The sequence below is a fragment of the Oligoflexia bacterium genome (genome assembly GCA_034439615.1).
Taxonomy (GTDB): Bacteria; Bdellovibrionota; Bdellovibrionia; order JABDDW01; family JABDDW01; genus JAWXAT01.
Window position 1 is genome coordinate 21,241 of sequence record JAWXAT010000013.1, and the last position, 26,310, is coordinate 47,550.

General features: G+C 38.0%; 28 protein-coding genes. 9 read left to right on the forward strand and 19 right to left on the reverse strand.

Annotation, left to right across the window (positions count from 1 at the left end):
• Nucleotides 1-49: 49 nt before the first annotated feature.
• Nucleotides 50-1,021, reverse strand: a complete 972-nt coding sequence (locus SGI74_03620; protein MDZ4676576.1) for a stealth conserved region 3 domain-containing protein — start codon at nucleotides 1,019-1,021, stop codon at nucleotides 50-52.
• Nucleotides 1,022-1,253: 232 nt separating this feature from the next.
• On the opposite strand from SGI74_03620, the gene SGI74_03625 reads away from it, so the two are divergent.
• Nucleotides 1,254-2,312 (forward strand): SGNH/GDSL hydrolase family protein, encoded by a 1,059-nt coding sequence (locus tag SGI74_03625; protein MDZ4676577.1) that lies wholly within the window; start codon nucleotides 1,254-1,256, stop codon nucleotides 2,310-2,312.
• Nucleotides 2,313-2,352: 40 nt separating this feature from the next.
• Here the strand turns inward: SGI74_03625 and SGI74_03630 are convergent, their stop codons facing one another.
• Genes SGI74_03630 through SGI74_03640 form a run of 3 tightly spaced genes read right to left on the reverse strand, consistent with a single transcriptional unit; the run spans nucleotide 2,353 to nucleotide 5,327 of the window.
• Nucleotides 2,353-3,216 (reverse strand): peptidase, encoded by an 864-nt coding sequence (locus SGI74_03630; GenBank protein ID MDZ4676578.1) that lies wholly within the window; start codon nucleotides 3,214-3,216, stop codon nucleotides 2,353-2,355.
• A complete protein-coding gene (locus SGI74_03635; GenBank protein ID MDZ4676579.1) occupies nucleotides 3,213-3,491 on the reverse strand; it encodes a hypothetical protein in 279 nt (92 codons plus the stop codon). The genes SGI74_03630 and SGI74_03635 overlap by 4 nt, the downstream gene beginning before the upstream one ends.
• Nucleotides 3,492-3,533: 42 nt before the next feature.
• Nucleotides 3,534-5,327 carry a lytic transglycosylase domain-containing protein gene (locus SGI74_03640; protein ID MDZ4676580.1) on the reverse strand — a complete coding sequence of 598 codons (1,794 nt, stop codon included), beginning with the start codon at nucleotides 5,325-5,327 and terminating at the stop codon, nucleotides 3,534-3,536.
• 280 nt (nucleotides 5,328-5,607) lie between these two features.
• On the opposite strand from SGI74_03640, the gene SGI74_03645 reads away from it, so the two are divergent.
• Together SGI74_03645 and SGI74_03650 are read left to right on the forward strand one after the other, a co-directional pair.
• The gene (locus SGI74_03645) at nucleotides 5,608-6,789 is read left to right on the forward strand and encodes an acyl-CoA dehydrogenase family protein (GenBank protein MDZ4676581.1); all 1,182 of its coding nucleotides are present in this window, start codon (nucleotides 5,608-5,610) and stop codon (nucleotides 6,787-6,789) included.
• A gap of 12 nt (nucleotides 6,790-6,801) precedes the next feature.
• On the forward strand, nucleotides 6,802-7,509 hold the full coding sequence (locus SGI74_03650; protein ID MDZ4676582.1) for a hypothetical protein: 708 nt from the start codon (nucleotides 6,802-6,804) through the stop codon (nucleotides 7,507-7,509).
• Here SGI74_03650 and SGI74_03655 read toward each other — a convergent pair.
• The 4 genes from SGI74_03655 to SGI74_03670 form a co-directional block, all read right to left on the reverse strand.
• A complete protein-coding gene (locus SGI74_03655) occupies nucleotides 7,471-7,818 on the reverse strand; it encodes a hypothetical protein (GenBank protein MDZ4676583.1) in 348 nt (115 codons plus the stop codon). The two genes, SGI74_03650 and SGI74_03655, sit on opposite strands and share 39 nt — an antisense overlap.
• 111 nt (nucleotides 7,819-7,929) lie before the next feature.
• Nucleotides 7,930-8,199 carry a hypothetical protein gene (locus SGI74_03660; GenBank protein MDZ4676584.1) on the reverse strand — a complete coding sequence of 90 codons (270 nt, stop codon included), beginning with the start codon at nucleotides 8,197-8,199 and terminating at the stop codon, nucleotides 7,930-7,932.
• A gap of 114 nt (nucleotides 8,200-8,313) precedes the next feature.
• Entirely contained in the window at nucleotides 8,314-9,294 is a 981-nt protein-coding gene (locus SGI74_03665) for a fatty acid desaturase (protein ID MDZ4676585.1), read from the reverse strand.
• Between the two features lie 120 nt (nucleotides 9,295-9,414).
• Entirely contained in the window at nucleotides 9,415-9,693 is a 279-nt protein-coding gene (locus tag SGI74_03670) for a helix-turn-helix transcriptional regulator (GenBank protein ID MDZ4676586.1), read from the reverse strand.
• A gap of 277 nt (nucleotides 9,694-9,970) precedes the next feature.
• Between SGI74_03670 and SGI74_03675 the strand changes: the two genes are divergently transcribed.
• The 5 genes from SGI74_03675 (at nucleotide 9,971) to SGI74_03695 (ending at nucleotide 13,651) form a co-directional block, all read left to right on the forward strand.
• The gene (locus SGI74_03675; GenBank protein MDZ4676587.1) at nucleotides 9,971-10,687 is read left to right on the forward strand and encodes an ATP-binding protein; all 717 of its coding nucleotides are present in this window, start codon (nucleotides 9,971-9,973) and stop codon (nucleotides 10,685-10,687) included.
• Between the two features lie 154 nt (nucleotides 10,688-10,841).
• Nucleotides 10,842-11,723, forward strand: coding sequence for a polyphosphate polymerase domain-containing protein (locus SGI74_03680; protein MDZ4676588.1), 882 nt, complete (start codon nucleotides 10,842-10,844; stop codon nucleotides 11,721-11,723).
• Nucleotides 11,724-11,725: 2 nt separating this feature from the next.
• Nucleotides 11,726-12,301 (forward strand): hypothetical protein, encoded by a 576-nt coding sequence (locus SGI74_03685; GenBank protein MDZ4676589.1) that lies wholly within the window; start codon nucleotides 11,726-11,728, stop codon nucleotides 12,299-12,301.
• A gap of 81 nt (nucleotides 12,302-12,382) precedes the next feature.
• A complete protein-coding gene (locus SGI74_03690; GenBank protein ID MDZ4676590.1) occupies nucleotides 12,383-12,919 on the forward strand; it encodes a hypothetical protein in 537 nt (178 codons plus the stop codon).
• A 9-nt stretch (nucleotides 12,920-12,928) separates the two neighbouring features.
• Nucleotides 12,929-13,651, forward strand: coding sequence for a hypothetical protein (locus tag SGI74_03695; protein MDZ4676591.1), 723 nt, complete (start codon nucleotides 12,929-12,931; stop codon nucleotides 13,649-13,651).
• Between the two features lie 21 nt (nucleotides 13,652-13,672).
• Here the strand turns inward: SGI74_03695 and hemH are convergent, their stop codons facing one another.
• The 11 genes from hemH to SGI74_03750 are packed head-to-tail and all read right to left on the reverse strand — an operon-like array spanning nucleotide 13,673 to nucleotide 25,189.
• Entirely contained in the window at nucleotides 13,673-14,704 is a 1,032-nt protein-coding gene (gene hemH, locus SGI74_03700; GenBank protein MDZ4676592.1) for a ferrochelatase, read from the reverse strand.
• Nucleotides 14,701-15,930 (reverse strand): FAD-dependent oxidoreductase, encoded by a 1,230-nt coding sequence (locus SGI74_03705; protein ID MDZ4676593.1) that lies wholly within the window; start codon nucleotides 15,928-15,930, stop codon nucleotides 14,701-14,703. The genes hemH and SGI74_03705 overlap by 4 nt, the downstream gene beginning before the upstream one ends.
• Nucleotides 15,930-17,282: an oxygen-independent coproporphyrinogen III oxidase gene (gene hemN / locus SGI74_03710; GenBank protein ID MDZ4676594.1), complete on the reverse strand. Its 1,353-nt coding sequence runs from the start codon at nucleotides 17,280-17,282 to the stop codon at nucleotides 15,930-15,932. The genes SGI74_03705 and hemN overlap by 1 nt, the downstream gene beginning before the upstream one ends.
• Entirely contained in the window at nucleotides 17,279-18,304 is a 1,026-nt protein-coding gene (locus tag SGI74_03715) for a uroporphyrinogen decarboxylase family protein (protein ID MDZ4676595.1), read from the reverse strand. The genes hemN and SGI74_03715 overlap by 4 nt, the downstream gene beginning before the upstream one ends.
• The gene (locus SGI74_03720; protein ID MDZ4676596.1) at nucleotides 18,297-18,977 is read right to left on the reverse strand and encodes a response regulator transcription factor; all 681 of its coding nucleotides are present in this window, start codon (nucleotides 18,975-18,977) and stop codon (nucleotides 18,297-18,299) included. The genes SGI74_03715 and SGI74_03720 overlap by 8 nt, the downstream gene beginning before the upstream one ends.
• Complete coding sequence (locus SGI74_03725; protein MDZ4676597.1) at nucleotides 18,974-19,861, reverse strand: HAMP domain-containing sensor histidine kinase; 888 nt, start codon at nucleotides 19,859-19,861, stop codon at nucleotides 18,974-18,976. The genes SGI74_03720 and SGI74_03725 overlap by 4 nt, the downstream gene beginning before the upstream one ends.
• Nucleotides 19,854-21,140, reverse strand: a complete 1,287-nt coding sequence (locus SGI74_03730) for a glutamate-1-semialdehyde 2,1-aminomutase (GenBank protein ID MDZ4676598.1) — start codon at nucleotides 21,138-21,140, stop codon at nucleotides 19,854-19,856. Before SGI74_03730 ends, SGI74_03725 begins: the two co-directional genes overlap by 8 nt.
• A complete protein-coding gene (gene hemB, locus SGI74_03735; GenBank protein ID MDZ4676599.1) occupies nucleotides 21,137-22,099 on the reverse strand; it encodes a porphobilinogen synthase in 963 nt (320 codons plus the stop codon). Before hemB ends, SGI74_03730 begins: the two co-directional genes overlap by 4 nt.
• Nucleotides 22,096-23,631 carry a hydroxymethylbilane synthase gene (gene hemC, locus SGI74_03740; GenBank protein ID MDZ4676600.1) on the reverse strand — a complete coding sequence of 512 codons (1,536 nt, stop codon included), beginning with the start codon at nucleotides 23,629-23,631 and terminating at the stop codon, nucleotides 22,096-22,098. The genes hemB and hemC overlap by 4 nt, the downstream gene beginning before the upstream one ends.
• On the reverse strand, nucleotides 23,622-24,536 hold the full coding sequence (locus SGI74_03745) for a hypothetical protein (GenBank protein ID MDZ4676601.1): 915 nt from the start codon (nucleotides 24,534-24,536) through the stop codon (nucleotides 23,622-23,624). The genes hemC and SGI74_03745 overlap by 10 nt, the downstream gene beginning before the upstream one ends.
• Nucleotides 24,537-24,592: 56 nt before the next feature.
• On the reverse strand, nucleotides 24,593-25,189 hold the full coding sequence (locus tag SGI74_03750) for a YiiX/YebB-like N1pC/P60 family cysteine hydrolase (protein MDZ4676602.1): 597 nt from the start codon (nucleotides 25,187-25,189) through the stop codon (nucleotides 24,593-24,595).
• A gap of 110 nt (nucleotides 25,190-25,299) precedes the next feature.
• Here SGI74_03750 and gap point away from each other — a divergent pair, with 110 nt between their 5' ends.
• Nucleotides 25,300-26,310, forward strand: coding sequence for a type I glyceraldehyde-3-phosphate dehydrogenase (gene gap, locus SGI74_03755; protein MDZ4676603.1), 1,011 nt, complete (start codon nucleotides 25,300-25,302; stop codon nucleotides 26,308-26,310).

Here is a 26,310-nt window from a genome sequence, read left to right on the forward strand (position 1 = left end):
AGGGTATTTCATACGTAGCTGATGTAATGAGTGTGAGGCAAAAGGGGGACTACTTCTCAAAAGACGATTTTTTAGGCAGTTGTTTGGCGAGAAACTTGTCCAACATGTGAGCGATTTCCGGTTCAGAGAAGTTGTCATTGAGAGCGTAAAATTTTGGCTTCTTCTTTTCTATTTTTCTAAAAATCTCGCGCGTCTTTTTTACGTCATCGGTTAAAACACCAAATACAAACTCACGATCGGTTTTCTTTTTACTGACCAACTGAAATTTGAGGCCATGTTTTTTATCTTGAATCAAATAATAATGATGAAGAAACGTTGGCACCACATTTTTCCAATCACGAAATTTGGCTTTTGAAGTGCGCGTGAGCTCCTTCTTCCAAACACGATGCATTTTTTCAAAGGCAGTTTTGTGATAAATATAGGGAATATGACATAGAAAATATCTTTTCTTTTTACCGTATCTTTTATTGAGTAAAAACATAGTGTTAAAAACAGCACTCAACATCAACTTCTTTTTATCACGAATATTTTCACGAAATTCATTCTCATTTTCTTTAACAACGAGATCATGAAGAAAGATCTTTGTGGCCCCCTTTTTAGAGACCAGATCTTCTTTTTTAACTTTTCTGCCGAAAAAATAATCATCATTCATATGAAAAAAAACCTCACTCAAACCAGGTATTCTCCATAAATGCTGTTCGATGGCATTGGTATTAAAAGAGGGAAGATGACGTTTATTGGGAAAAAGATCATTTTGATTAATAACGCGAAGTCTTGGATGCTTCAAATTTAGCCATGCAGGATGATAGCTGGGTGTGACAAGGTATATTATACCTTTATGCCACGGCAGGTACTTTTCAAGGGATCTCAGTGAGTATTTTAATTCATTGTTGTTGCGATCACGTGATGTATTGATCACATCTGGGCCGCCAAAATAGCGCCTGCTCCGTCGATATTCTTTATTTCGCCCGTCTACCCAGGTGTAGACAATTGAGCACAGAGATGTATCAAATTTAGACACTCAAACTCCTTAGGAGATGACTTAGATAATAAGACTTAAGTATAGTTACATAAATACCGATAGGTAGTTATACTGATAGAAGAAACTTTTCACAAGGGGGAGGCAATATGAAAGCAAAAGCTAAAAAGCTAAGTAAGAAAAAGCCTGATGTTGGATCTGGCAGCGATAGTAGCTGGATGTAAAGATTAGCTCAAAGAGCCCCTTTTCAGGGCTCTTTGAATTTAAGGCTTTTTTGATATATTTTTACGGCATTATTATTTTTCTAGGTCTCACTCTCCTTCTTGACGCCATTCTTACCAGTCAATATCGAAAGCGAAAAAGAGATCGGGCTCGCGCCATTACACCCAGCGTGAGAAACTCTCTTTATCATCACGAGCTAAAACCCAATTGGTCAACACCCCAAAGAGTTTTGGGTCCTTACGTTTATTCCCATTACACCAATTCACTAGGGTTTCGTGATCAATGCGTTCGCGAGGTAAGTCTTCAAACCTCTTCTTCTCGCCTTGTTATTTTAGGAGATTCGTATGTTGAGGGTCTTGGAGTGAATTATGAAGACACCTTTGTTGGCCAGGTTGCAAAAGCATTACCTCACATCGAAGTTTTAAATGCGGGAGTTTCGATCTATTCACCTTCAATCTTTTATAGAAAGATGAAATTTCTTTTTGAAGAAAAAAAATTGCAACTTGATATTTTGGCTGTTTTTATCGACATCTCTAATGTTCAAGACGAATACGTGCGATCTTTTGATTTCAATGAAAACATAATCGTCGATGCTGACCGTCTTAAGCAAAATCCAACTATTTTACCAAAAAAGTTTTTTACCTTTAGCACGCTTCTTCTTAAGTCTGAAAAATGGTTAAAACAAACTTTTATTCCCGATTCTGTTTATAAGAGACACATTGATTTTAAAAGATCCAATTGGACAATTAATAAGGACTTTTTTCAAGAGTATGGAGTTGAAGGCTTAGAAAAATGCAAAGCCAATATGAATAAACTTCTTACCCTTGCTCGAGAAAACGGAGTGAAGAAGGTGATCTTAGCTGTGTTTCCTTGGCCCACTCAAATATACTACAAAGATTTAGATTCAATGCAGGTGAAGATATGGCAAGAGTGGGCATCTAAAAATAACGTCACGTTTATAAATCTTTTTCCAGATTATATCGCTCCAAATAAAAACCCAATGGAGATTCTTAAAAAGTATTTTCTCCCTTGGGACATTCATTGGAACCAAGCGGGTCATAAGCTTGTAGCCACTCGATTTTTACAAGTAATCAAAGATTTGAAAAATTAAAATCTGAACAAATTTTAATTCTCCTAACGCTGAAAATTGATCAGAAATAATCAAGCCCACCAGTAACAGCAGCAATCTGGGCATCGATGCAAATTTGATCAGTCACTTTGGGGCTGTCGGGATACACCTCAGTTGTTGTTGTGTACTCAGCGTCAGAAAAACCTGCGCATAAAAATAGTTTTTTAACGGGATAGTTAATCACTCCTTCTTGCTCAACTTTAGCGCCAATAATTTTACCAGTTTCATCAGGCTGTGCAATATGAGTAACTTTTCTAACAGAATCGATGATGGCTTTTTGAAAATCAGCGCATGGATTTTCAGCGTCTCCGACAACATAAAATCCGTCTGGTATCGGCGAGAGCTCTTGTATGACTCCATCTCTTTGTTCAAGTGCAGGTCGAAATATGGTGTTATCTGTGTCTGTGGTTTCGTGCAGATCAAAGTGTACAAATGGTTTTATGCCTGACATTGCTGTAAGAAAAAGTCTGCACTCTTCAGCGAGGCTGTCATTATGAAACGAGCGATTTGGGTCAATGGCTTTTGCATTCCAACGATTGATTGTTTCGTAAGCCCAAGGACTAATGCAGGGTGCGCAAATAAAATTATATGTGTGAGTGTAATTGATTGCCGCTTTTTGAAAAAAGCCCAAAGCGCCATGGACACCGCTCGTTTCATAGCCGTGAACTCCACCTGTGATTAAGATCGTTTTTTTAGTCACATCAAAGTTTTTCGACTTTATAAGATGGAGCGGATAACTATTCGGGTTTAGTGAGAGTGCTCCGTACTGATGAATTTCAAAGTTTGTTTTTAATTTTTGAATTTTACTGACGACTTCCTCTTGGTAAGAGCGTTTAATTTTTTGCTCTTTATACCAGATATCTTTTTCGGCTTGTTGCCATTTCATATGTCTGAAAAACCCAAAATATCTACGTAAGTTGTGCCTCGAGATATCGCAGATGATGGCCGAGCTGTTTGCCCCTTAATTTGAATTTTATTATTCTTAAAAAGATCTTTAAATTTTGCGCGCGATATATTTTTAAGCTCAGAATTTCGATCTTGCTTTCGAAGTTCTTCCATAAGTATTTGATCAAGCCTTGATAAAGATTGATTCAACACGAGTGTCACTCGAAATGAATTTTGAGGCTTTGGAGGTTCTTCATGTTTTGCTTTTTCAGTCATAAATAACGTGTATCACAAGTTATTGACTCTTGCTGAAATAACTTATGACCCGAACAATTTAAATACACTTTCAAGTTGAGCTGTAACGTCTTGTAGCTCTTCAGGTGTTGAAACGTCAGACGGGTCAGTCGCAGGAATCGGCAATTGTGGAACTTGCTTTTTTCCTGAGTAAAGAACAGTGTACCAGTAATAATTGCGCGCTATATTACCGACATACTCGCGTGTCTCTCTAAAAGGAAATAAATCAACCATCAAAACTCGATTATGCACAGGATAACGTCGCTTCCATTCATCAACAGGGCGACTTCCCGCATTGTACGCAGCTAGCGCAAGTTCTGTGTCACCCTTATATCGCCGCATTAAATATGCAAAATGTTTTGACCCTAGCTTTACATTCAATTCAGGATTCACAAGCCTTCTGAGAGCCTCACGCTTTTTTATACGCGCTGTTGCAGGCATTAATTGCATTAAGCCCACAGCCCCTGCCCCACTTTTAGCGGTTTCGTTAAAAGCACTTTCTTGCCTGATTAATGAAATTACTAAAAATTCATCAAGACCAACTGATTCCATCACCTTGTCATTAAGATCTCTAATCGGATAAAATAATTCAAGTGCTGGGCGAGAAATCATCTCAGGATGATCTCTAAAAAGTGGAGCTAAAAATTTAAATTTTCCGATGTTATTGCCAGCCCTATTAAATAAAAGAGAGCCATACAATTGCACCTCTGGCTCTGCTTCTTCCATTTCAACAGTAACAGAAGTTAAAATCTCAGTTACATAGCCTCGAGTATTTTTTTTCTTCAGACTCAACAGTCCTTCTGCGGCTAAGATAGCATTATTTAAAATCGGTTTTGTAGTTGAACGAAACTTAAGAGCAGAATCAGCTCTAACTGCGGCTGTTCTTAATTGATCAGAATATGCTTTATCAACCAAAAGTGTATGCAAACTAAATGGATGATCATCAAGTAAAGTTTGCGCTGCCTTATTTGCTGCTTCTGTATGAGTAAGTGCTTTTTGGCAGTGATAAGTCCAGTAAAGTGCACGTGAGCGGTAAGTTTTCTTTTTATGTTCAGCGGTAAGATATTCTAAGTCAGAAATAACTTCATCACATTTACCCTCCCAAATTTTTAAGAGGCTTAAACGGTACTTGGCTGCGGGTTCATACACCTCATGCTTGCACTGAGCAACTTTTGCATAAAGCGAAATGGCTTTTTGCTTCATTTGAGAGTCTGGAAAAAATTCTTCAATTTTTGCAGCTAGGTAATATGAAAGTCGAATATTCTTACAAGTATTGTTTTGAACTGATTCAAATCCCTTCTCTAATAGAGAATATGATTTGATAGAATCAAATACCTCTCGAATGGCACCAGCATTTATTTTTTTAAAATCATCTAATTCACCATTTACTAATTTTTTCTTATACGCCGCATATTGCCTTCGCTTTTCTTTAGCTCGAGCCTTAATGCTTTCCCCTTCACTAGGCAAATCTTCATCGTCTGGGCTTACGTATTTTTTAATGAAGCTACAATATGGATCTTTTTGATTAGATTCCGCACATGCTTTTATATACGAAGCATCATGACTCGATCTAAACTTGATAAATTTTTCTGCTTTCAGCTTAAGATCTGCTTTGAATTCATCTGATTCCATATCAAAGCCATAATAGTCACCTGCAACCACTGCTTTAAGTGAATGTACATTGGCGAGCTGCCCTGGTTCGCCCGAGGGCATTCGTGTCAGAATACTTTTTTTATTAGCTGATGAACAACCAGTACTTAAAAGTTGAACCCCTGAAATTAAAAACGCGGTGACTATTAATGCATAGGTCTTAACCACAGATAAAAACCCTCTCTAGTTTCATACTCATTAAATTTTTTAATATAATATTAGAATAACCCCGATGAGCATTTCAGAACAGAGCAAACTTTTGTGAGCCAATTTATATTATAAAATTGTTCAAACTTCATAACCGTGCCTAGCCCTTAGTCAGGGGTGAGTGGATATTAAGGTGTGCCGAATTATTATTTATTACCGATCTCACCAACACTGCACTCAAGTAATAATTTTTAAATGTCGAATGTAAATAAACAGTATTTGTTTTCATGAAAGGCAACCTGTGCATAAATCAATTCAAACAGCTCCTACTTTTGATTTACAATATATTAAAAATTTCACACGCGAAATGATTATACCTGGTTCTCAAGAAAGAGATCGAAACGCCCATTTCGCACACAATATTTATGCAGAACTTCATAAATTGAATATCATGCATGCCGTCGTGCCCAAAACATTGGGTGGATTAGAAATGCCGGTTAGTGACATGATTTGGGTTATTAAAGAATTAGCATTTGGTTCTGCCGGCGTTGCAACAACAGTGATGGCCAATTTATTAGGATATTCCCCAGTCGTGCTTTACGGCTCAGAAGAGCTGAAAAGAAAACGGTTTTTAGAGACTCCAGAAAAATCATCACTTTGGAGTTTTGCAATGACAGAAGCCGCAGTTGGTTTTGATGTTGGGAATACACAAACTAGAGCAAAAAAAATTAAAACTGGTTATATACTCAATGGTCGAAAAGATTACATAACCAATTCTGCACATGCAACGCATATCAGCGTTTTTGCAAACGTCCAAAATACTCAAGGTAACCTTCTCGGGATATCTACCTTCTATGTGCCCGCCAATGCCGAAGGAGTTCGCCGAGGAGAATCCATGAATAAACTAGGGCACAGAGAATCTAATACAGGGGAGCTTTTCTTTGAAAATGTTTTTGTTCCTGATGAGCATCTCTTAGGAGAAATAGGGCAAGGCATTAAAATTTTACACCATAGCCTCGGACGCACTAAAACATTAATTGGTGCAATCGCAAATGGAATTTGTACGCGTGCATTTGAATTAGCAACAGGCCACCTTGCTTCACGTGGTACTCAAGGCCATACATTATTAAATAAATCAGCAGTCCAACAATTCTTGGTGCGTTATTATACTGAGATCCAAGCTGCATGGTTACTTACTTGCCATGCTGCAGCCACGTGGGATTCAGGAAGCCTAGCAATTCAAGAGGCCAGTATGACAAAAATGTACAGTAGTGATTTGGCTGTTCGATTTGCATCTGAAGCGCTTGAATTAATGGGAGCACAAGGGTACTCGGCCGATAATGAGATTTCAAGGCTCTACCGTGATGCAAAATTATTAGAAATTTATGAAGGTTCAACTCAGGTTCTTGAAATTTTAATTGGCAAAGAAATATTCAAAAATAATGAAAGACTTAAAATTCCTAAAATAGCCAATGTGGCGTAAGGCAAACATAAAATGAATATCGTTAATATTAACGTCATGCAAAAAGTTAAAAATTTGAAATACGTATTATTCCCTGGGACACATGTTGAAGAAATTTTTCTACCCTATTATCAAAGTGCATATAAACTTTGGAAAGACGTATGGACTGAAACAATTTATGAACTCGATGGTCATAAAAATATTTTTTCTGATGACTTTACCCGTCAAGATGAAATAGGCGCACTCTTTGACGGGTCAGAATGTATCATGCTCAGTTTTTTCAAGATGGTTGATCTCAACCTGACCGCACATCGTGATGATTCGTACTTTAAAGTTTGGCCAAAAGATATCATTGATAAATTGATCGTGAATAACAAACCTGTATTGATTGGCAGCAACATTACAGCTTCTCAATCTTTTAGAGGAAAACACTTTGGACTTTCTACCAAAGACTTACTGATGGGGCTGCTCATAAAGAGGCTCCAACACACTCCTGCAGGAGCAATGACAGGAACTATGCGCAATAATCGAGGCATGCATGAATGTGCATACCGACATGGCGCTACTCCTTTAAAACAAGGTCTTATACATCATGGTGTTGAAGTCGATTTAGTTGGTTTTTTTCAAGACAAAGTGAAGCCATGCGATATCCCTGGTATTCAAAATTTAGTGAACACCTTATGGAAAAAACATTTAGAATTCCTAAATCATGTGGATTTTAGAAACGTCAGTACCCTCTGATATAACTTCGGCTCTTAGCGTGGTTAACACAGCCACTGATTTTCCTGAACGATCTTCGAGCGGGCATATATATTTAAGTTTAACTTTGAACGCTTTTTTAGCATTAAGGTAATGCTCCTTCACGATATGATCTGGAGCTGTGAAAGGAAGTGTACCTTGACCATGCTTGATAACATTTTCAGAGCATTTTATCATTGCATCAATAACCTGTTGAGGTCTTTCGTAAAGCACAAACCATTCATTACAAATTAAATCTAAAAGACTATAACTAACACACATGAAAAATTCGAAGTTTCTGTAGAGCTGCATCCATTGAGCACTATAAATCTCAATAACATCACCTTTGGTTATAAACCGTGTGACGTCATCTTTGGGCTTAAGATTGTATTTTTGAAAAGCAATATTGAGGTATTTAATTTCTTAGGCAAGTGTAGTTTTAGTAATATCAGAATTCATAGAATCAGGTAAATTATAGACTATACTTATATAATCAAAAATACCTTTGGAAATTCTGCGCTGTACATCATCAGGTAAATTCAAAAAAGTCGTTTTAGCCTCTGAAGTATACGCTTTAACTTTGATACCCTTGACTGCTAATAAATCTCTTAAAAACTCAAGTTGCTGACATAATTCATCGACTAACTCAATAGTACTTTTATTTATCCTGTTAACTTCTTTGAAAAGTTCCATAAATCCCCGATCCTCCACAATTCGAATAACTCGTTTTATTGAGCTCTCGAATGATAGATATATACCAGAAAGTTATATTACACACAATTCAGAATAAAGTTTATTTACTTAAACCTAGAAACTTGAGGCTACTTTATCCTCTGCATTCAATATTTGCTCAGGTGAATATATCAATACTTTAGACATAGATTGCTTGCGACTTTGTAAAATCCACTCCCCACGTATTGATTCATTATACGATCTGCCTACGATATTCTTTAGTAATGGCCTTACCAAATGGAGTCTGTACCAAGGAAGTATGGGAAATAAATGATGCTCCACATGATAATTAAAGTTATTGATTATCAAATATGAAAACCACTTTGGATAAGAGCATGATCTTGTAACCTCATACTGACGCCAAATTGGCAGTAGTTTATTGCCACGATTCTGGGGCAATTGAAGATGGTGGGGGAAATTAATGACTTCTACCATAACTAAATAAATTGCTAATCCTGGCGCAATGTCTAAAAACCCCAAACCCAATCCTTTATAAATCGCAAAATAAATAATGAGTGGCATTCCATAAGAATACATATTGCATGAAAAATCCTTTTTACTACTCTTCACTATTGATTTAAACCCAGCACTCCAAAACACAATATGTTGCATAAATGCGAGTAATGGAATCCACGATCGCCAAAAAAACTGTAAAACCGCCACTAGGGTATGTGCTTCTGGATTAAAGTTTTTGATAATTTTCATGGTTGGATCTTGATCAATATTGCCTGCCCAGTAATGATGCTGAAGATGCACCTGCTTCCAAGGCCAATATGGTAAAAAACACAGTGCCCCGGCTATATATCCCATAGAGTTATTGAATGATTTACTCTTTGAAACAGCACCGTGTACCGCATCATGCATCAATGTAAAATTACGAAAAAACAAAATCGGCCAAAAGGCCTGAGCCAGAAAATAACAAATAGTCGACCCTTGCTTGATAAGCAGCACCGCCAAGCTAAATACGACAGCATTAAACAGCAAATGTGATAAGACTTTATTTGCTTCGGGCTTGAAATCAAGATTAGCACTAAGTTGTCTTATTTGTTCCTGCATAGGCCCCCGTATGAACTATACAAGATTCATCGACATCATAGACCAATGACTTTAGTGTTTTGCAGACAAATATAAACTATTTTTATTTGATTGATTGCCAACGGTTGAGACTGCCTTAAATCAAGCCTTTTTAGTTTTTCTATGACGATCCAGGCCTTCTTTGATGACACGCTTATTCTCTTCAATAAGAAACTCTACGACTTCTGTCTTCGATAAACCATATATGTCAATAAGCATTGAGATTGCCTCTAGGGGTGGAGAACAAAGACCTCTTTCCCAATTAGAAATAAATTGGGCACTTTTATAACCCAACTGATGGGCAACTTCACTTTGGGTAAGTTTTTTTAAAGTCCTTTTTTTCTTTAAATAATTTCCAATATTTTTGTGTTGTAATAACATTTATACCTCTCGTTAAATTACGCTCTCGTTGTTTCTACTTTAGTACTCAACATCAATCATGCGGATGGCCTTGATAATAACAAAAAACCATATTTCTTAAAGTACAAAATAAATTATTTAAACCCTGACCATGGAATATTTACCGTGCGTCAAACATAAAACGGTTTTTGGAAATTTGTTAATTATTACGTTCTTAAATATAAATATTGTTTATTTAGTTGAAAATTAATGTCAAGCTACATAAACATATTTGGTTTACAAACAAGGATTAGAAATCATGCGACAAATAGAATCTAAGGATTACTTTGCCAGTGGTATTGCCCACGACCTCAACAATATCTTATGTACAATTTTAATTCAAACCGATTTATTGCTTCAAGATCCACACACGATTAGTACAGAAAAACACACAATCCAAATTAGAAGCTGCGTAGAGCGCAGCCGCCTTTTAACTCAGCAGCTATTGGCACATGGCAAACAAGAATCGATTGATTTTGAAATTCATCGTCTCAATAGCTTCTTACTTGAATTCAGAACCACTTTGAAACTCATTATCGATGAAAATACTGAGCTCATTATCGCACCGAGTGCTGAGGACGATTTTGTCGCAGCAATCCCAGGTCAAATCGAGCAGATTTTACTTAATTTAGTTGGAAATGCTCGAGAGGCCCTACCCAACGGCGGTACAATAAAAATTACTACTCAAAATACTTCTATAAACGAAAAAACAGCAGAACTCCTAAATCTTAAATCAGGTCAATTCATTATCCTCTCAGTCAGCGATGATGGCATAGGCATTGACGAACACACATGCAAGAATATCTTTAAGCCTTACTTTTCGACTAAATCTAAAAACAAGAATCATGGGCTGGGATTAACCATTGTGTCTGACATCATTAAACAACTTAATGGCCGTATAGATCTTCACAGTACCATCGATAAAGGAACTACATTTAATTTATACATTCCAATTTTAAACAAAGACACTTTCTGACTTTGTAAGAAATGGAGTTTTTTTCAGGGTATGAGGCATCAACGCCCCCTCCTTTTATTTTCAAAAACATTTGTTAGATTTTTGTTAAATTTCATTGCCACAAACCCAATTATTCGATACTTACGCTGCAAGGTGGTAATGGGTAGGAGGGCATGTGACCAATGAAGCAGAGTCAGGTAGTTCCTTAGCAGTTGTTCAATCAATACATTCCGGAGGTTCGTCATACACACCACAAACAGAAAACGTGGTTGTAAATCAGACAGACTTTTCCCGTATCGAAGATAAATTCTTTATTAAAGCAAGTTTGAGTTCACAGCTCATTGAAGTCATTCAAGAGCATATGGAACCTTCGTATCCCATTCCGGGGACACACTATACTTTGATTGAATCAATGTATTTTGACTCAAGTGAATTGAGTGTATTTAAAGATCATTTCACAGCAGACAATCGCTTTAAACTTCGTACGCGTCGTTACGGCCCAAATGGTATCTGGCAAAATGACTTCATACTTCTGGAACGTAAGTCCAAAGAAGAGTGTGTGACCAAAAAGTTCAGATTTCAAATTGGAAATCTCGATTACCACCGCCTCTTTTCTGGCAAAACCATCATTCCCTCTGAGGAACTGATCGATAAAAACCCAGAATTGAGCTCTAAAAAGTTATTAAAACGGGTTGAGAAAGTTAACCAAGACATTATCCGTTATGAATTACGGCCACAGTGCGCTGTAACCTACCAAAGGCTTTGTTTTGAAGGTAGTGGTTTACGCCTCACAATCGATAATAGACTGCGGGCAAATCACAAACATGAAGTTGATGAGAAAACTGCGAATCAAATTATTGAAAGTCCAAGTTGGAGTAAAATTCAAGCAATGCGTGAACGCTATCTTCAAGAGCAATACTTAATACTTGAAGTAAAACATTCGGGAAGTATTCCTAAATGGGTACTTGATTTTCTTCAAAGTACGGGTTCTCCAAAAGTTAGTTTCTCAAAATATTGTTTCTCAATTTCAGAAGCGCTATTGAAGCAAAGGAAGTAGTTATGTCCGGTCTTCATTTAAATCAGTTAGCCGAATTAAACTCCGATTCTGGCGATTCACTGCCACTTATTAAAACTTTGTTGATTATGGGTCACTCCGTTGTCTTAGGTATTTTGTTGATGATGGTGGGCATTTGGGTTGCCACGCGATTACGAAAGAATTCTCCAAAACCTGGTCTTGATCCAAACAATCAGATGTCAGAAATCGTTTTAGGTGCTGGAAATTACCTCTTTTTGACAATCGGAATGACGGTAGTCATGGTGTTAGTTAACAATAACTTAGCTCGAGCTTTTGCAATAGGTGCGGCGATTAGTCTTGTACGCCTGAGAATTAAAGTAGATGGCAAAGGTCAGGGCACTACATTATTGATGGCAGTACTTGTGGGAATGGCCTGTGGTGTCGACAAAGTCGTTATGGCTTGGTGTTTAATGATTACGTATACGATTCTACAATCAGTTATTGTTTCGTATGTCTGCAACTGGAGTAAAAATAATCCAAAAATTGTAGAGCCAAAGATGGAACAAACCACCTCAGCAGGGCTCATTGGGATTTCACAGGACATCGCTACCAGCCCATAATATTGCTTTAATTGCGCATTTCATTGTTGAAACACATTGATTGCGGGTTTATGACATGTGTTGTTATTTCGTGAGGTATAAGTGCGTATTGTAAATTTTACTCAAACAATTCTAATACCGATAATACTCATTACTGGCTGTATGAAAGACACAAACGATCGTCTTGCCAATATGGACAAAAGCACAAGTCAAGTCGCCAAAGAAACCGAGCGCATCGAACACGAGTTTGAAGTAACAAACAAACGCTTAGAGCTTGTAGCCAAAGAATTGGAATTGGTTACCAAACAAATGAATTTACTAAATAGTCATATTGGACAGATTTCAGCGCATGCATCTGACGTATCAGGACAACTCAAAGCATTTCAAGAATACGCTGCGATTTTATCACTCGAAATGAAAAATGTTACAGCTAGCTTAAACAATATGGCCACTTCACTTGGCCACGTTGGTGATCTTGCAGAAATGGCGAAAACGATGATGTCATCAATGATTGAACAAGCTTTTTCAACAGATACTCCTCCACCAGAAACCGATGATCTTGATGACTTACTTAATCCACGACCAACACCAACACCTTCACCAGCGTCAAGCATCACTGCTTTGGCTGAACAAATTTAGGAGACCTAAATGCTTTCAAACATTTTGATGACACTGGTTATATTTGCAAGCACTGCCAACGCAGCAACAATTGTAATTAACGATGAGCGATGTGTGCCCCACAGCGCCTTAAAGGTTCATGGCTCGATAACTAATTATGCTGCTTACAAAGACATCGATGGTAGCTACGCCACTCGAGATACAATTCCATTTGATTTTAATTTAAGGCCATTTGTTAAAATAGCTGCAATTGATATGACAAAATCACAAAGTAAAACAAATCCTCAGCTTCCTACACCTCCACGTGCACCTGACACAAACGATATTGTACTTGTAGAATTGCGACCTGTGGCCTCTGATAATACGGCTATATTTCCAAAGCTTGTTATGAACTGCACATCTAAATGGACAAACGACAAGACGTTTAATCATCAGTGTAAACTCTTGCCCCAATATCCTCATTTTGCTTTAGATGATTTTAGTTCTGAACTTATAACTCAAGAGAGAGCAACTTCTTGCCCCAACGGGTCGGCCTTGAAATACACTCTTACAATCGTAAGTAATTCTTTGCAGATTGATCTTATTAAAGAAGAAGCCATGGTTGTATTTCAGAAAAAATGGCCATTAGTTCCAAAAGATTTAATTCGTGCCGGTGTAAACAATCTCTTTAAAGAAGAAGATTTTTTCAGAACTTACTACACCGGTTTTTACGAACGCTGGGTTGCCAGTATCAAGAATTATATTCTGCACTGATTGATGAATTCATACCTTGAATTAATTTATTAATTGCGGCTGCAGCATTTGGGTCACCGCCTTTGCCCACTGATCACTTGAATTTAGCGAAGGCACAAGCCATAGTTCTTCTCCACCCAATGCACGAAAGTCGTTACGCCCGCGGATGACAATTTCTTCTAGCGTCTCTAAACAATCAGCTACAAATGAGGGTGAAAAAAGAAGAACTCTTTTTTTGCCTTTTAGGACTAGTTCCCCATAGGCGACATCGGTATAGGGCTTTATCCAGGGTGTGCGCCCAAGCCGTGATTGAAAGCAAACCGTATACTGTGTTGGATTAAGACTTAGTTTGTCAGCCAATAGTTTTGCTGTGGCAAAACATTGAGCGCGGTAACAATTTTTATTTGCTTGAGTGATTTGATCACAACAATTTTCTAATTTTAAACAATGAGATTTAGTCAGATCAGTTTTTTTCACATGTCTTTCAGGTATTCCGTGAAAACTAAAAAGAATATGATCTGGTTTACTTGCTAGAATTTGCGCACGTCCGTTATTAGCAAACGATTCAATAAATAAATCATTTGAATAAAAAGGCGGCACAAACGAAATATCCTTAATTTTGTATTTTAGTACTTGTTTCTTTGTTTCTTGAATACAAGATTCAGAGGCCGCGAGTGAGTACTGGGGGTAAAGTGGGAGTGCCTTAATCTTCTCAATTCCGAGAGATTTAAATTGTTTCAGTGCATTTTGAATTGATGGCTGGCCATATCGCATTCCGACGATGACGTGAAAACCAGCACCAAGAATGTTTTGTACTTTTTGGCTTAAATCTAAAGTGTTAAATAAAAGTGGTGAGCCTTGAGTAGTCCATATTTTTTGATACGCCAGGGCTGAGTTTTTCGGTCTATTTCTTAGAATAATTAAATTAATTAAAACCCAACGAAAAATGTAAGGAATATCAATCACCAATGGGTCCATCAAAAATTCTTTAAGATATACTCGTACGTCTTGTTCATTTGGAGATTTTGGAGTGCCAAGATTAATAAGTAAAATGCCCGTCTTTTGTGAACTCATACTAGGTTCTCTTGAATTTTTTTTGACGCTATTTTAATTTTCTCAGGCAATTGACTAGTACTCACTAAAATTTGGGAAAGCCCTAGAGAGCCTAGATAATTACCCATAAGCCAAATATTATTATTTGCCAAATTATCTTGCCAGTTCTCGTTGAGAGTTTTTTCTAATTCAAGTGTGTAATGTGGCAAGGCCTTGTTCCATCTGTTAATGCTAAACCCCAATGGCTCATCAACCTTATGATACAATCTTTCACGTTCTGATTTAATTAATTTTATAATTTCTTCATCTGACTTTTCGATTACGGTCTTATCTAAAGCGCCACCGTAAATCCACGTTTCTGAATGCCCCGATGATCGATTTTCAAATATTTTATCATTACACAGAACTCCTAAAACTCTAAAGCCTGTTTCTCGGGGAAACAAACACCCAAAGCCATTGAGAGCTTCTGCTCCTTTTTTGTAAAAAAGTGTGACTGAAATAACTGGTAAAACCTCAATGTCAGAAAGTTTTTGCGCATATTCAGGGTAATGAGCTCTTAAAATTCCAGAAGCCCCATCTACTGATGTACTAATAACGATTGGATGATCTAAAGATTTAGAAAGTTCATACTTAGTTTCAAAATAAAATTTGACACCTTGAGCTTGCAAATAAGTTTGCAATTTTAAAATAACTTCTCCCATACCGTTTTGAGGAGATACTATTCCACGGTACTTTTGAGTTTTTACTCTTTCACGAGAATTTAGAGTAGTAAAAATAAGTGTTGCACTCATTTTCTCTGTATCGCCTGCATAAATACCATGAAGAGCTGGACTCACTAGCCATTTTAAAGCTGCTTTACCAAATAGGCGCGTCACCCATAGAGCGACACTCTCATATGGTTTTGGAAGCTTATTACGTTTAAATATGAATCTCCACAAAACAACAAGGGTGTCTCTAAAACCAAGTGGCCACTGACGAGGCCTTTGACAAAAAATAAAACGTCGTCTGCTAGTTTTTTTAGGTTGCCCAAGTGTAAGCCCAATATCTTTACAAAGATCTTCTAATAAAACTGAGTTTAAAATACCATTTGCAGCAGTTTCAGATAATCCCCACGGTGTCTTAATCGTTTGAATTAATCCTCCAGAATTTTTCTCGAGTTCAAAGACTTCAACTTCAAAACCTGATTTATAAAGATAAAAGGCAGAAGTTAAACCTGAAAAACCACTACCTATAATATGAACTTTCATCAAAGAGCCTGTGAAAATAACTTTGTCGCCGGAGCCTTTGCTCGCAGGCGTCTATCAAAAGCCATGCAAGCATTTCGCAAGAAAGCTTTTCCTAGGCGGGTAATGCTCACAGTTGATTCAGTAATATTGACTAAGCCATCTTCGATCATCGGAGCTAAAAAACTTCTTAAATCTTCAACTTGATTATTTTGTATAATGGCTTTTCCATTTGTCATAAGAGATAAAATTTGCTCACGAGCTTGACGGTCATCATCCGTTAGCAGATGACCACGAAATGTGGGAATATTACTTTGATTGACTAAACGATCATAAACCGGCAAAACCTTTTCATTTTGATGAAAACAACTTGGGGTTTCAGAAATTGCGCTCACACCAAGACCCAAGAGAATACTTGTTCGCCTGTGTGTATAACCCATAAAATTTCTGTGAAGTGTCTTTTTTTGATTAGAGATATTTAACGAATCATGAGGCAGTGCAAAGTGATCCATTCCAATTTCTATATAACCTGCACTTGCTAAAATTTCTCGTGATCTTTCGTAAAGTTGTCTTTTTGACTCTCCAGTTGGCAAATCAGCATCGGTAAAGAGCCTTTGAGCTGGCTTGATCCAAGGAACATGGGCATAACTATAAAGTGCTATGCGATCGGGCTTAAGTTCTGTTGTTAAACGCATTGTGGATTCGATTGTTTCGAGGGTTTGTTTTGGTAAACCGTAGATTAAATCATAGTTAACTGAAGTATATCCAAGTCGTCTTGCTTCTTGAGTGAGTGAGGATGTTATTTCAAAAGGTTGAACACGATTAACAAGCCTTTGAACTTCTGGATCAAAATCTTGCACACCCATACTTACACGCTTAAAGCCCAATTCTCTTAACGAACTTAAATGCTGGGCAGTTGTACGACGTGGATCAATTTCAATTGAGCATTCAACAGATTGCGAATGTTTTTTAACTTTTTCTAAAACAGGTCTTAAAAGTTTTGTGAGTGATTCTGGAGACAAAAATGTCGGTGTACCTCCACCAAGGTGCAACTCTTCAAGTGGTCTATTTAAAATCTGTGGAACTTTTTGGACATAGAGATCCCACTCTTTTAAAAGCAAATTTACATAATGTTCTTCTTTGGTGTGATCTTTGGTAATAGTCGTATTACACCCACAAAAAGTACAAAGCGATTCACAATACGGAATATGCATATAAAGTGACCATGTGGCTTTTTCATCACCATATGCTTGGGTCAAAGCCTGGATCCATTGCTCAGATGTAGGATTATTCTCCCAATAAGGAACTGTAGGATAACTCGTATACCGAGGTGCAGGGATGTCATACTTTTTCATGAGATCAGACATTGTGGTCATCCCATGACCTCTCGAATTGTTTGTACAAAGAGTCTGACATTTTCTTCAGGAGTTTGAGGAAGAACCCCGTGACCAAGACCACTCACCCAACCTGCTCTTTGTTCAGGGGACAGACTTTTTATTTTATCAAGATAATTGCCTAGATTATTTTTAAACTCATCACGTGTACCAAATAAAAAAGACTGGTCAAAGTTTCCTTGAACAAAACCGTGAGAGGCCATTTGAAAACTCTCATTTAAATCCCAGCGATGATCAAAACCGATTCCAGCCCACTTACCTTGTGTAAATACATCATGTGTTAAGTGACTTTTTTGCGTGGCTTTTGAGTAATATCCTAATTTATGGGGAAAACTTTCAGAAAGTTTTTTAAGCTCAGGGACAATCAAATGTTTATACCATTCAGGAGCTAATTCCCCAGCAGCGGTGTCAAAAACCATAATAATTTCTGCCCCGCCATCAAATTGTAATTGAATATTTTCCTTTAAAAGCGGAATCATTTTTTCACAAAAGCGTGGAAATATATCTAAAGCATTTTTTGCTTTAGTTAGATTTCCATCATGACTTCCTTGAACTGCATATGAAAAAAGAGTCCAGGGGCCACCGACAAAACCAATAAGACTTTTTGATTGGGGTAACATTTGACGCGTAAGTTGCATGGCCGTTTTTTGAAATTCAAGTTGGGGAATGGCATCATCAACGCTTCCTAATTTTTTAAGTGTATCTTTATTAAGCTGCCAGCCTAATTCAGGACCCTGATCTCCGTATGTAAGCCCCATTCCAAGTGCCTCAAGTGGAAATAGTAAATCGCTAAATAAAATAGACACATCAAAATCAAAATCTTCAATGGGCCCCATGGCCACTAATGCCGCTAATTCAGGATTCTTACAAAGCTCCATAAACGAATGTTGAGCGCGTAATTTTTGATAATGCTTATGATAACGGCCAGCTTGTCGCATAAACCAGATCGGTGGCACTTTTTGCACAACTCGTTTAATCGCATTTTGAAATTTTTCGTTAGCCACGTGTATCTCCAGTTTCACCCATCCATTGGTATCCAACTCCCCGTACAGAGCGAATGTATTTTCCGTCATCTTTCAATAGCTGACGAAGGCGCACGATAATATTATCAACGGTGCGATTTGTAGGGAACTTCTCTTCTCCCCAAATTGAATCTAAAATATCATCTCGACTCACGACTCGTGGAGCCAACTTGATGAGCAACTGCAATAATTGAAAATCGCGAGTTGAAATTACGGTTTCTTTTCTTTTTGAATCAATAACCACCATACGCTCAAAATCAATTTGTCGATCACCACATGAAATCAAATTTTTTGGAGCATGATTATCTAATACATGTTTGATGCGCATGAATAATTCTTTGAGATGAAATGGCTTAGGAATATATTCTTCAGCACCAAGTTCAAATCCCAATAAACGGTATTGTGCAGAGGCCATCGCTGTTACAAAAATTAATGGAGCCAACTGATATTTTTTAATTTCTTTTGCAAAATCAAACCCTGAACCATCAGGCAAGCCAACGTCTAAGATTATTAAATCAAATCGACTGCTCTTCACGCGCTCACGAGCTTGAGCAATTGATTTTGCCCAAACTACTTCATAAGATTTTTTAGTCAAACGCTCTTGGAGTGTTTGCCCCAAAGAAACATCATCTTCGACAAGTAGGAGCTTATTCAATGACTCCCTCCCTGCAAAACAATCTGTGCAGTAAACCCTTTGGGTGATGAATGAAATTCAATATCGCCATCCATCTTCTCAACTAATTTTTTAGCCAAGTATAATCCAACACCACTCCCGCTGGAAGGGGTGTGTCTTGTAAAGAGTTCACCTAATTTATCAGTATTGCCCAAGAATCCGGTGCCGTTATCTTGAATTGTCAGATTGATTTTATGATCATGGCTTTGAGCTGCAACTACAACTTGGGTTGCTTTTCCGTGAATACGAGCATTGTGAATGATATTTTTAAGCACACCCTCAAGGGCTCGAACATCTGCTTTAACATGACAATCTCCACTGACTTCGATTTTAAGTTCAGGCCATTGATTTTGAAGATGTGATAAAATTGGTTTTAATTTTAAAGTTTCAAGATGCAACTGCTCAGCACTTTTCACACCAGCTAAGAAAAGTGCGTTTTCAAGTTGAACTTCAAGTCTCGCTGAATCTTTAAGGAGTCTTTCAATGAGTACTGCGTGCTCTGTATTTTGCAGATCTTCTTGAAGACATTCGATTTGTAATCGAAGACTTGCCAGCGGCGTTTTTAACTCATGAGTCATTGTAGCAAAAAATTCGCTCATCTGATTATGGCGCCGTTGTTCACGCCTACTAAAATTAAAAAGAGCAATCCCACCAATTACTAAAAGGGCGACGAGAAAAGAACCCTCCCAATGAAGCATGCGCTGGGCCTTAATTATTTCTTCTGGCAATGTGTGGTTAATGGCCGCTAATCTTTCGATTTGTTTTAAACCAAAAATCATCCACCATAACGTAAGTGAAACCGTCAGTGCCAACCAAGCACCAATGAGTAAAAATACTTTTGGTTTTTTGAAAAACGTCTTAGCCATTGACCCCTTTAAAAACCTTTTCAAAACGCGAGAGAGTTTGATCGAGTACAGAATCTGTATGTGCCATTGACATAAAACTCACCTCATAACCACTTGGCGCTAAATATATGCCTTCATTGAGGGCTCGGTGAAATATTTTATTAAATAGTGATTTATGATGCCCTGGAATGGACTTAATACTTCTAATAGGCTGATCAGTACGAGCATGGAGCCAAAAAATCGAGGCAAACTGTGTTACTTGCAATGGAAGGTCATATCGGCCAGCAATATTTTGAAGCTCTTTACTAAACGCGGCAGTTTTCTTTTCAAGTGCTACATGCACACCACCACTTTGAATTTTTTTAAGTGTAGCAAGGCCTGCACGCATTCCGATGGGATTAGCACTTAATGTGCCCGCTTGATAAACGGGTCCTTGGGGAGCGACGAGATCCATTAGATCTTTGCGACCTCCGTAGGCTCCAACAGGAAATCCACCGCCAATTACTTTTCCATAAGTAACCAGATCAGGAGTAATATTTAAAATTTCAGCCATACCACCGATTGCAGTTCTAAAACCTGAAATGACTTCATCAAAAATAATGAGCACACCATTTTTACGAGCTATATCTACAGCTTTTTGAATAAATTCTTTTCGCTGAATGAGAAGCCCGTAATTTGCTGGCAATGGTTCAAAAATAATGGCTGCGATTTTTGAACCATGTTCTTGAAATGTTTTTTCAAGTGCTTGATCATCATCAAGTGGTACAGTAAGTGTTTCAGCCGCTTGAGTAGGTGTCACCCCTGCGCTGTCAGAACTTGATTCACCGGCGAGTCCACTACCCGCTTTTACTAGCAATGAATCCACATGCCCATGATAACAACCTTCAAATTTTACAATTTTTGAGCGATTTGTTGCAGCCCTTGCTACACGCAGTGCACTCATCACAGCTTCAGTGCCTGAACAAACGAAACGTAGTTTTTCAACCCATTTAATTCTTTGGGTAATCCATTCTGCAAGTTCAAGGGAGTAAGGTTCGCACGTACCAAAACTCCAAGCCATCTCAACTGTCTCACGAACAATTTCACTGACTTCAGGATCTCTGTGACCCAAAATTAACGGACCAAAACTTTGACAAAAATCTATGTATTCTTTGTCGTCAACAGAAGTAAGCATTGCCCCTTGAGCTTTTTTAAAAAAGATGGGCTTTCCATCTACACTTTTAAAAGCGCGTACGGGGCTATGAACACCGCCGGGTGCAATTTTTAATGATCGCTCAAAGTACTGTTCAGATAAATTCATGGATTCTTAACTCCTAATTCTTTAGCCAAGCGTGCACCGTAAGTGATGATGTACTGCGCCCCGCCTCTTTTAAGAACATGCCACGTTTCAAGAAGTGCTTTTTCAAATGAAACAAGCCCTGCTTCTGCAAGTAATACGAGACTCGCATACTCACCACTCACTTGATAAGCACCTACACCAAGACCCGTGAGCGTTGAAATGGGTTGAATTAAATCAAGTGAAGTCATAGCTGGTTTTACCATCAATAGATCAGCACCTTCTTCAGCACGCCTCAAACTTGCGTTCATCGCATCACGAGGATTTCTCACATCTATTTGATACTGAGTTCGATCACCAAACTTAGGGCTACTATCAGCTGCATTTCGAAATGGGCCATAAAATTGGCTTGAAAATTTTGTGCTGTAACTCATGATCGGTGTGTTTTCAAAATTCTTTTCATCAAGGATTTTTCTTATTGCAGATACTCGGCCGTCCATCATGTCACTTGGGCTAATGCCATCAGCACCTGCTTGGGCGTAACTTAAAGCTGTGAGTGCAATTTCTTTAAGTGTTGATTCATGGTTTCGAGTGCCGTTGTCATGAAACACACAACAATGCCCGTGAGTTGTCAGCGAGCAAAGACAGGTGTCGATCCATAATTGAAGTGAATCGCCAAAACGTTTTTTAATTTCTAAAATTGTTTGACTTGAAAAGTTGTGATTAAAACTTTCACTGGCTTTAGTTTGAGGAACATTAAATAAAATAAATTGTCGAACTCCGGCTTCTAAATCTAATTCAATTTGTTTTAATGCTGATTCGCGCTTGAGTCTGCGTGTACCTTTGAGTCCCTTGATATCTTCATCTTGAGATAAACCCTCTACAATAAAAAGTGGTTGAATGAGTTGACTTGAATTAAACTCAGTTTGAGCGCAGAGATTTCTTAAGTGAATATTACTTCTTAGTCGCTGGAGTCTTTTCATATTGTTACCTGCTTTAACCAATCTTGGTGGCTCAAAAAAATACACGGGTTTTTTAGGCCCTTAAGTCTCTCACTTATAACTTGATAAGTATGACCAGGTCCACAGCTATGACTTGCAGCAATAAGCTCTGGAAAAATTTCCATGGCTCTTAAAAAAGCCGACCCACTCATCCAGTAAAAATGCGTTTTCCCGGTTAAATCTGGCCAGTCTTTTACCTTAGGAACCAATTTATATGTCGCTAAGCTTTCTGAAGTACCTGTGATGCTATCGGCATCAGCGTGGGTTAGACGTAAAAACCCTACTTTTGCGCCCATAAGCTCAGTTAAAGCGGGGTCCTCTGACTCTCCCAAACCCTCAGCACATCCCCAAACCCACACCCCTTTTTGGGCTAATTTCTTCCATGTTTCTAATCCTGCAGCCCAGACAAGTTTGTCATGAGAAATGTTCCAATTTTGAGGTAAAGCATCAGCTTTTGAGATTAATAGGCCATCGAGAGTATTTTTATCTGACACTTCTTTAATGTTCAAATTTTCACGCTCAAAAAATGCAACATCGGATGTCTCAAGAGGCCATACTTTATCACGTGTTACTTTATCTTTAGGATTATCAAATTGATTTAAATCTGAAGAAACTAAAGTGACACTATCAAGTGATTTATCTTGCTCTGTTAGCCCTTGTAGAAAAGTAATCTGCCCGTACGGGCGCTTTAAAACTGTGACCCCAATTTTTTGGTGACACCCGCCGCCGTGACTTTTTAAAATTTCACGCTCAAGTGAAACAGTTTGAAATGTATTATGGCAATTGATTGCCGCTAAAAGTTTTTTAATTTCACTATGATTTTTTCGAATCTCTATGGCCAAAGCACCTTGGGCTGCTGCAGTAGGGTTTTTCTTCAATGGCAAAACCATCCATCGACACTCTTTTAATGACATGAGTAATTGATTTTTAGTTTCAAGAAATTCATCTTGCGAAGCTGAAAGCAAACGATCAAGTGCGGCTTTAGCAACCACAAGACCGTGAATTGAATCCGTGGTCATTAATTTTCTAAAACGTGTCGGGATATTTCCTCTCACAGATTCAAACTCAACTTTTTTAATCTTTGTAGGAAGAGCTTCTTTTAAAAAATCATTAAGATTATAAGCCCGCCTAGGAGACGAAGAAAATATTTTTAAAACTTCAGTGTTTACAATTTCTGACCATGCACTTTTTTTAACAATTAAAATATCTCGTGCGTCAGCTCGTAACATTGTCGCTATGATTTCAGTTCCCGCGCGCGTTTCTACGGGAAGATCTTTCCATGAATGAACAACAAGATCGGTATGACCCGCTATGAGATCTTGATAAAAATCTTCTGTGAAAACTCCTCTTTCAGGCATTTTCCAGAGGGGATCACTCAGATTTTTATCACCCATTGATTCACGAAACTGATAGTCAATTTCTATTTGAGGATGAGCTTTTTGCAGTGCCTGACCAACGGCATACGCTTGGATGCGCGCGAGATCACTTTTTCTGGAGGCTAAAATCAGCCGCACAGATCTTCCCAACCAAATGGCCTTAATTCAGTTTTTTTGAAACGATTTTCAATGAGTTTTTGAATATGTGATCTTGCAAGTGTGACTCGATTTGAATTTTCATTATCTGTTTGGCTCAACTCTGAATAAAGATCATGAAGTACAATCACTTCAGTTTTTGAACCTAAATTTAAAGGAGATTGACTAGAGTTATGCCTCAGATCAACGACCCGTTTCATTTCAGTGTTTTTCAAAAACCAGTTTTCAATTTTTGAGTTTTCAAGAGGAGCCGCAATGACAATGGTGTCTGCCTTTATTTTTTGAAAAGCAGGTTTGTTAAAACCACGTATTAATAGTTTAGAATAATTTTCTTTTAGTTTTAGGCCAGCTTTTTGATTTCGGCAAAAAATATTTAATTCTGCATTGGCATCAATTAACCAAGGCAACATCTCTTGTACAAGTTGACCAGAACCTAAAATTGCAAGTGTCTTTGTATCGCGCAAATGTTTACGCACAAGACTTCCATAAGTACGACTACCCAAATCTTTTAAATATTCTGTACGAATAATTTTAGCATCTATCAGTATCGACTGAAAAAGCTTACGCATAACATGCCCTGAAGGGCCTTGAGGGAATTGTGTCTGCTCGATGAGATTTTTAAATTGCCCCATGACTTCTGTTTCTCCAATAATAGGAGAATGCAGACCACAGACGACTTCCAGAAAAAACCCATATGCTTTTTCTCCGTTAAAAATTTCAGCTGAATCAGATATTATGAGCGAGTTGTCATTGATTCCCACTTGAATTTCACGAAGACAAGTTGCCCAGTGTATCCATGAGGCTGAAGACACCTTCGCTTTTGAGAAAGTTAGATCCTTCATCTTGTTTTGTTTTGCATGATGCACAATTACGAGATCTTCAAACATACTCTAAGGTTAGGGTAGATTTTCTATAGTTTTGTCACAGAATTGTCATGAGCTCGTTAATTTACTCTTTGAAGATAAATTGATCGCGCAAGATCACCTGGGCTAATACCTAGAAGCCCCTCTGGTGGCGGATGACGCAATACTGAAGTCCATTCTGAAGTGAAAGGCTTAAAAGTCATTGGTCTAAGTAAAAAAACCGGATTTCCATTATTTGCGTTCATAAAACTATAAAAAACCAGTTCAGAACAATAGAGTTCAGAAATTCCTAATTTAAACTCCGAATCATAGGGAGTACCAATAAACCGACGTGCATTTTGCACAGCTTTAATTGCTAAAATCTGCCCGTTTACTGATTTCATACGCATGTAAACGGGCTGTGAATTAATGCGACTAAGTAAATATTGAAGTGAAACGGCCATTACTTTTGGTTCAATCGCCATGATCACTACCCACGCTCCACTTGCATCACGATCAAGAATTCCTACATGAGAAAATGGAGAATTAGTTGTTTTCTCAATAAGAGAGCACACATAACAGGGCATCTTTAAAAAAATAAGATCACCTGGTTTTAACGCCCCAAAGGTTTGCGAAGTAAGAAGTAAAATACTCAAAACCAAAATAAATAATTGCACTTGCTGCTTTAGTACTTTCATGAGACAGGGGCTATCATCAAAACAAAGTGAATTCAACTATTTCGGTTCTTGACCCATGGCATTTCACAAGCTACATTTAGCCCGTTTTTGACAGCATTAAGGAGATCAAAATGGCATCACGTCCTAAAGTAGGCATCAACGGTTTTGGTCGTATTGGTCGCGTTCTTTTTCGCGCGGGTTTTGAAAAACTCGATATTTTAGCCATCAACGACACAACCGACTGTAAAACCCTCGCACATCTTTTAACTTACGACAGTATTCACGGACGCTTTCCTGGAACAGTTGAGGCTGGTGAAAATAGTCTCACAGTAAATGGTAAAAAAATTCCTGTTATTTCAACACGTGACCCAGGTGGGATCCCCTGGAATAAACATGGCATCGATTTGGTTTTAGAATGCACAGGTGCTTTGAAAAAACGTGATGATGCTGATCTTCATATCAAAAAAGGAGGGGCAAAACGGGTTATGATTTCAGCCCCCGCTGATGATTCAGATATCACAATCGTCATGGGTGTGAATCACACACAGTATGACCCTTCAAAACACACAATCGTGAGTAATGCGAGTTGCACAACAAATTGTCTGGCTCCCATTGCAAAAATTTTAAATGATAATTTTGGAATTGAAAGTGGCCTCATGACCACCGTTCATTCATATACCAATGACCAACGCTTAATGGATGCAGGCCACAAAGATCTACGGCGCGCACGAGCTGCAGCACTGAGCATGATACCCACAACTACTGGGGCAGCTAAAAGTGTCGGAAAAGTTATTCCTGAACTTAAAGGTAAAATCGACGGTGTGAGTATTCGTGTTCCCACACCTAATGTAAGTCTTGTAGATTTCGTAGCTAATCTTAAAAAAGATGCAACCGTTGAATCAATTAATCAATCCCTTATAAAAGCCGCTCAAGGCGATTACCGTGGCATTGTTGTTTGTGAAGAAAACGAACTCGTGAGCACAGATTTTAATGGTAACCCCGCTTCAAGCACTATTGATCTTTTGTGTACACAAATGGTGGGCCCGCGTTTAGTAAAAGTGCTTTCTTGGTATGATAATGAATCAGGTTTTAGTCATCGCATGGTCGATCTCGCCCTTTACATGGCTAAACTGGGATTATGA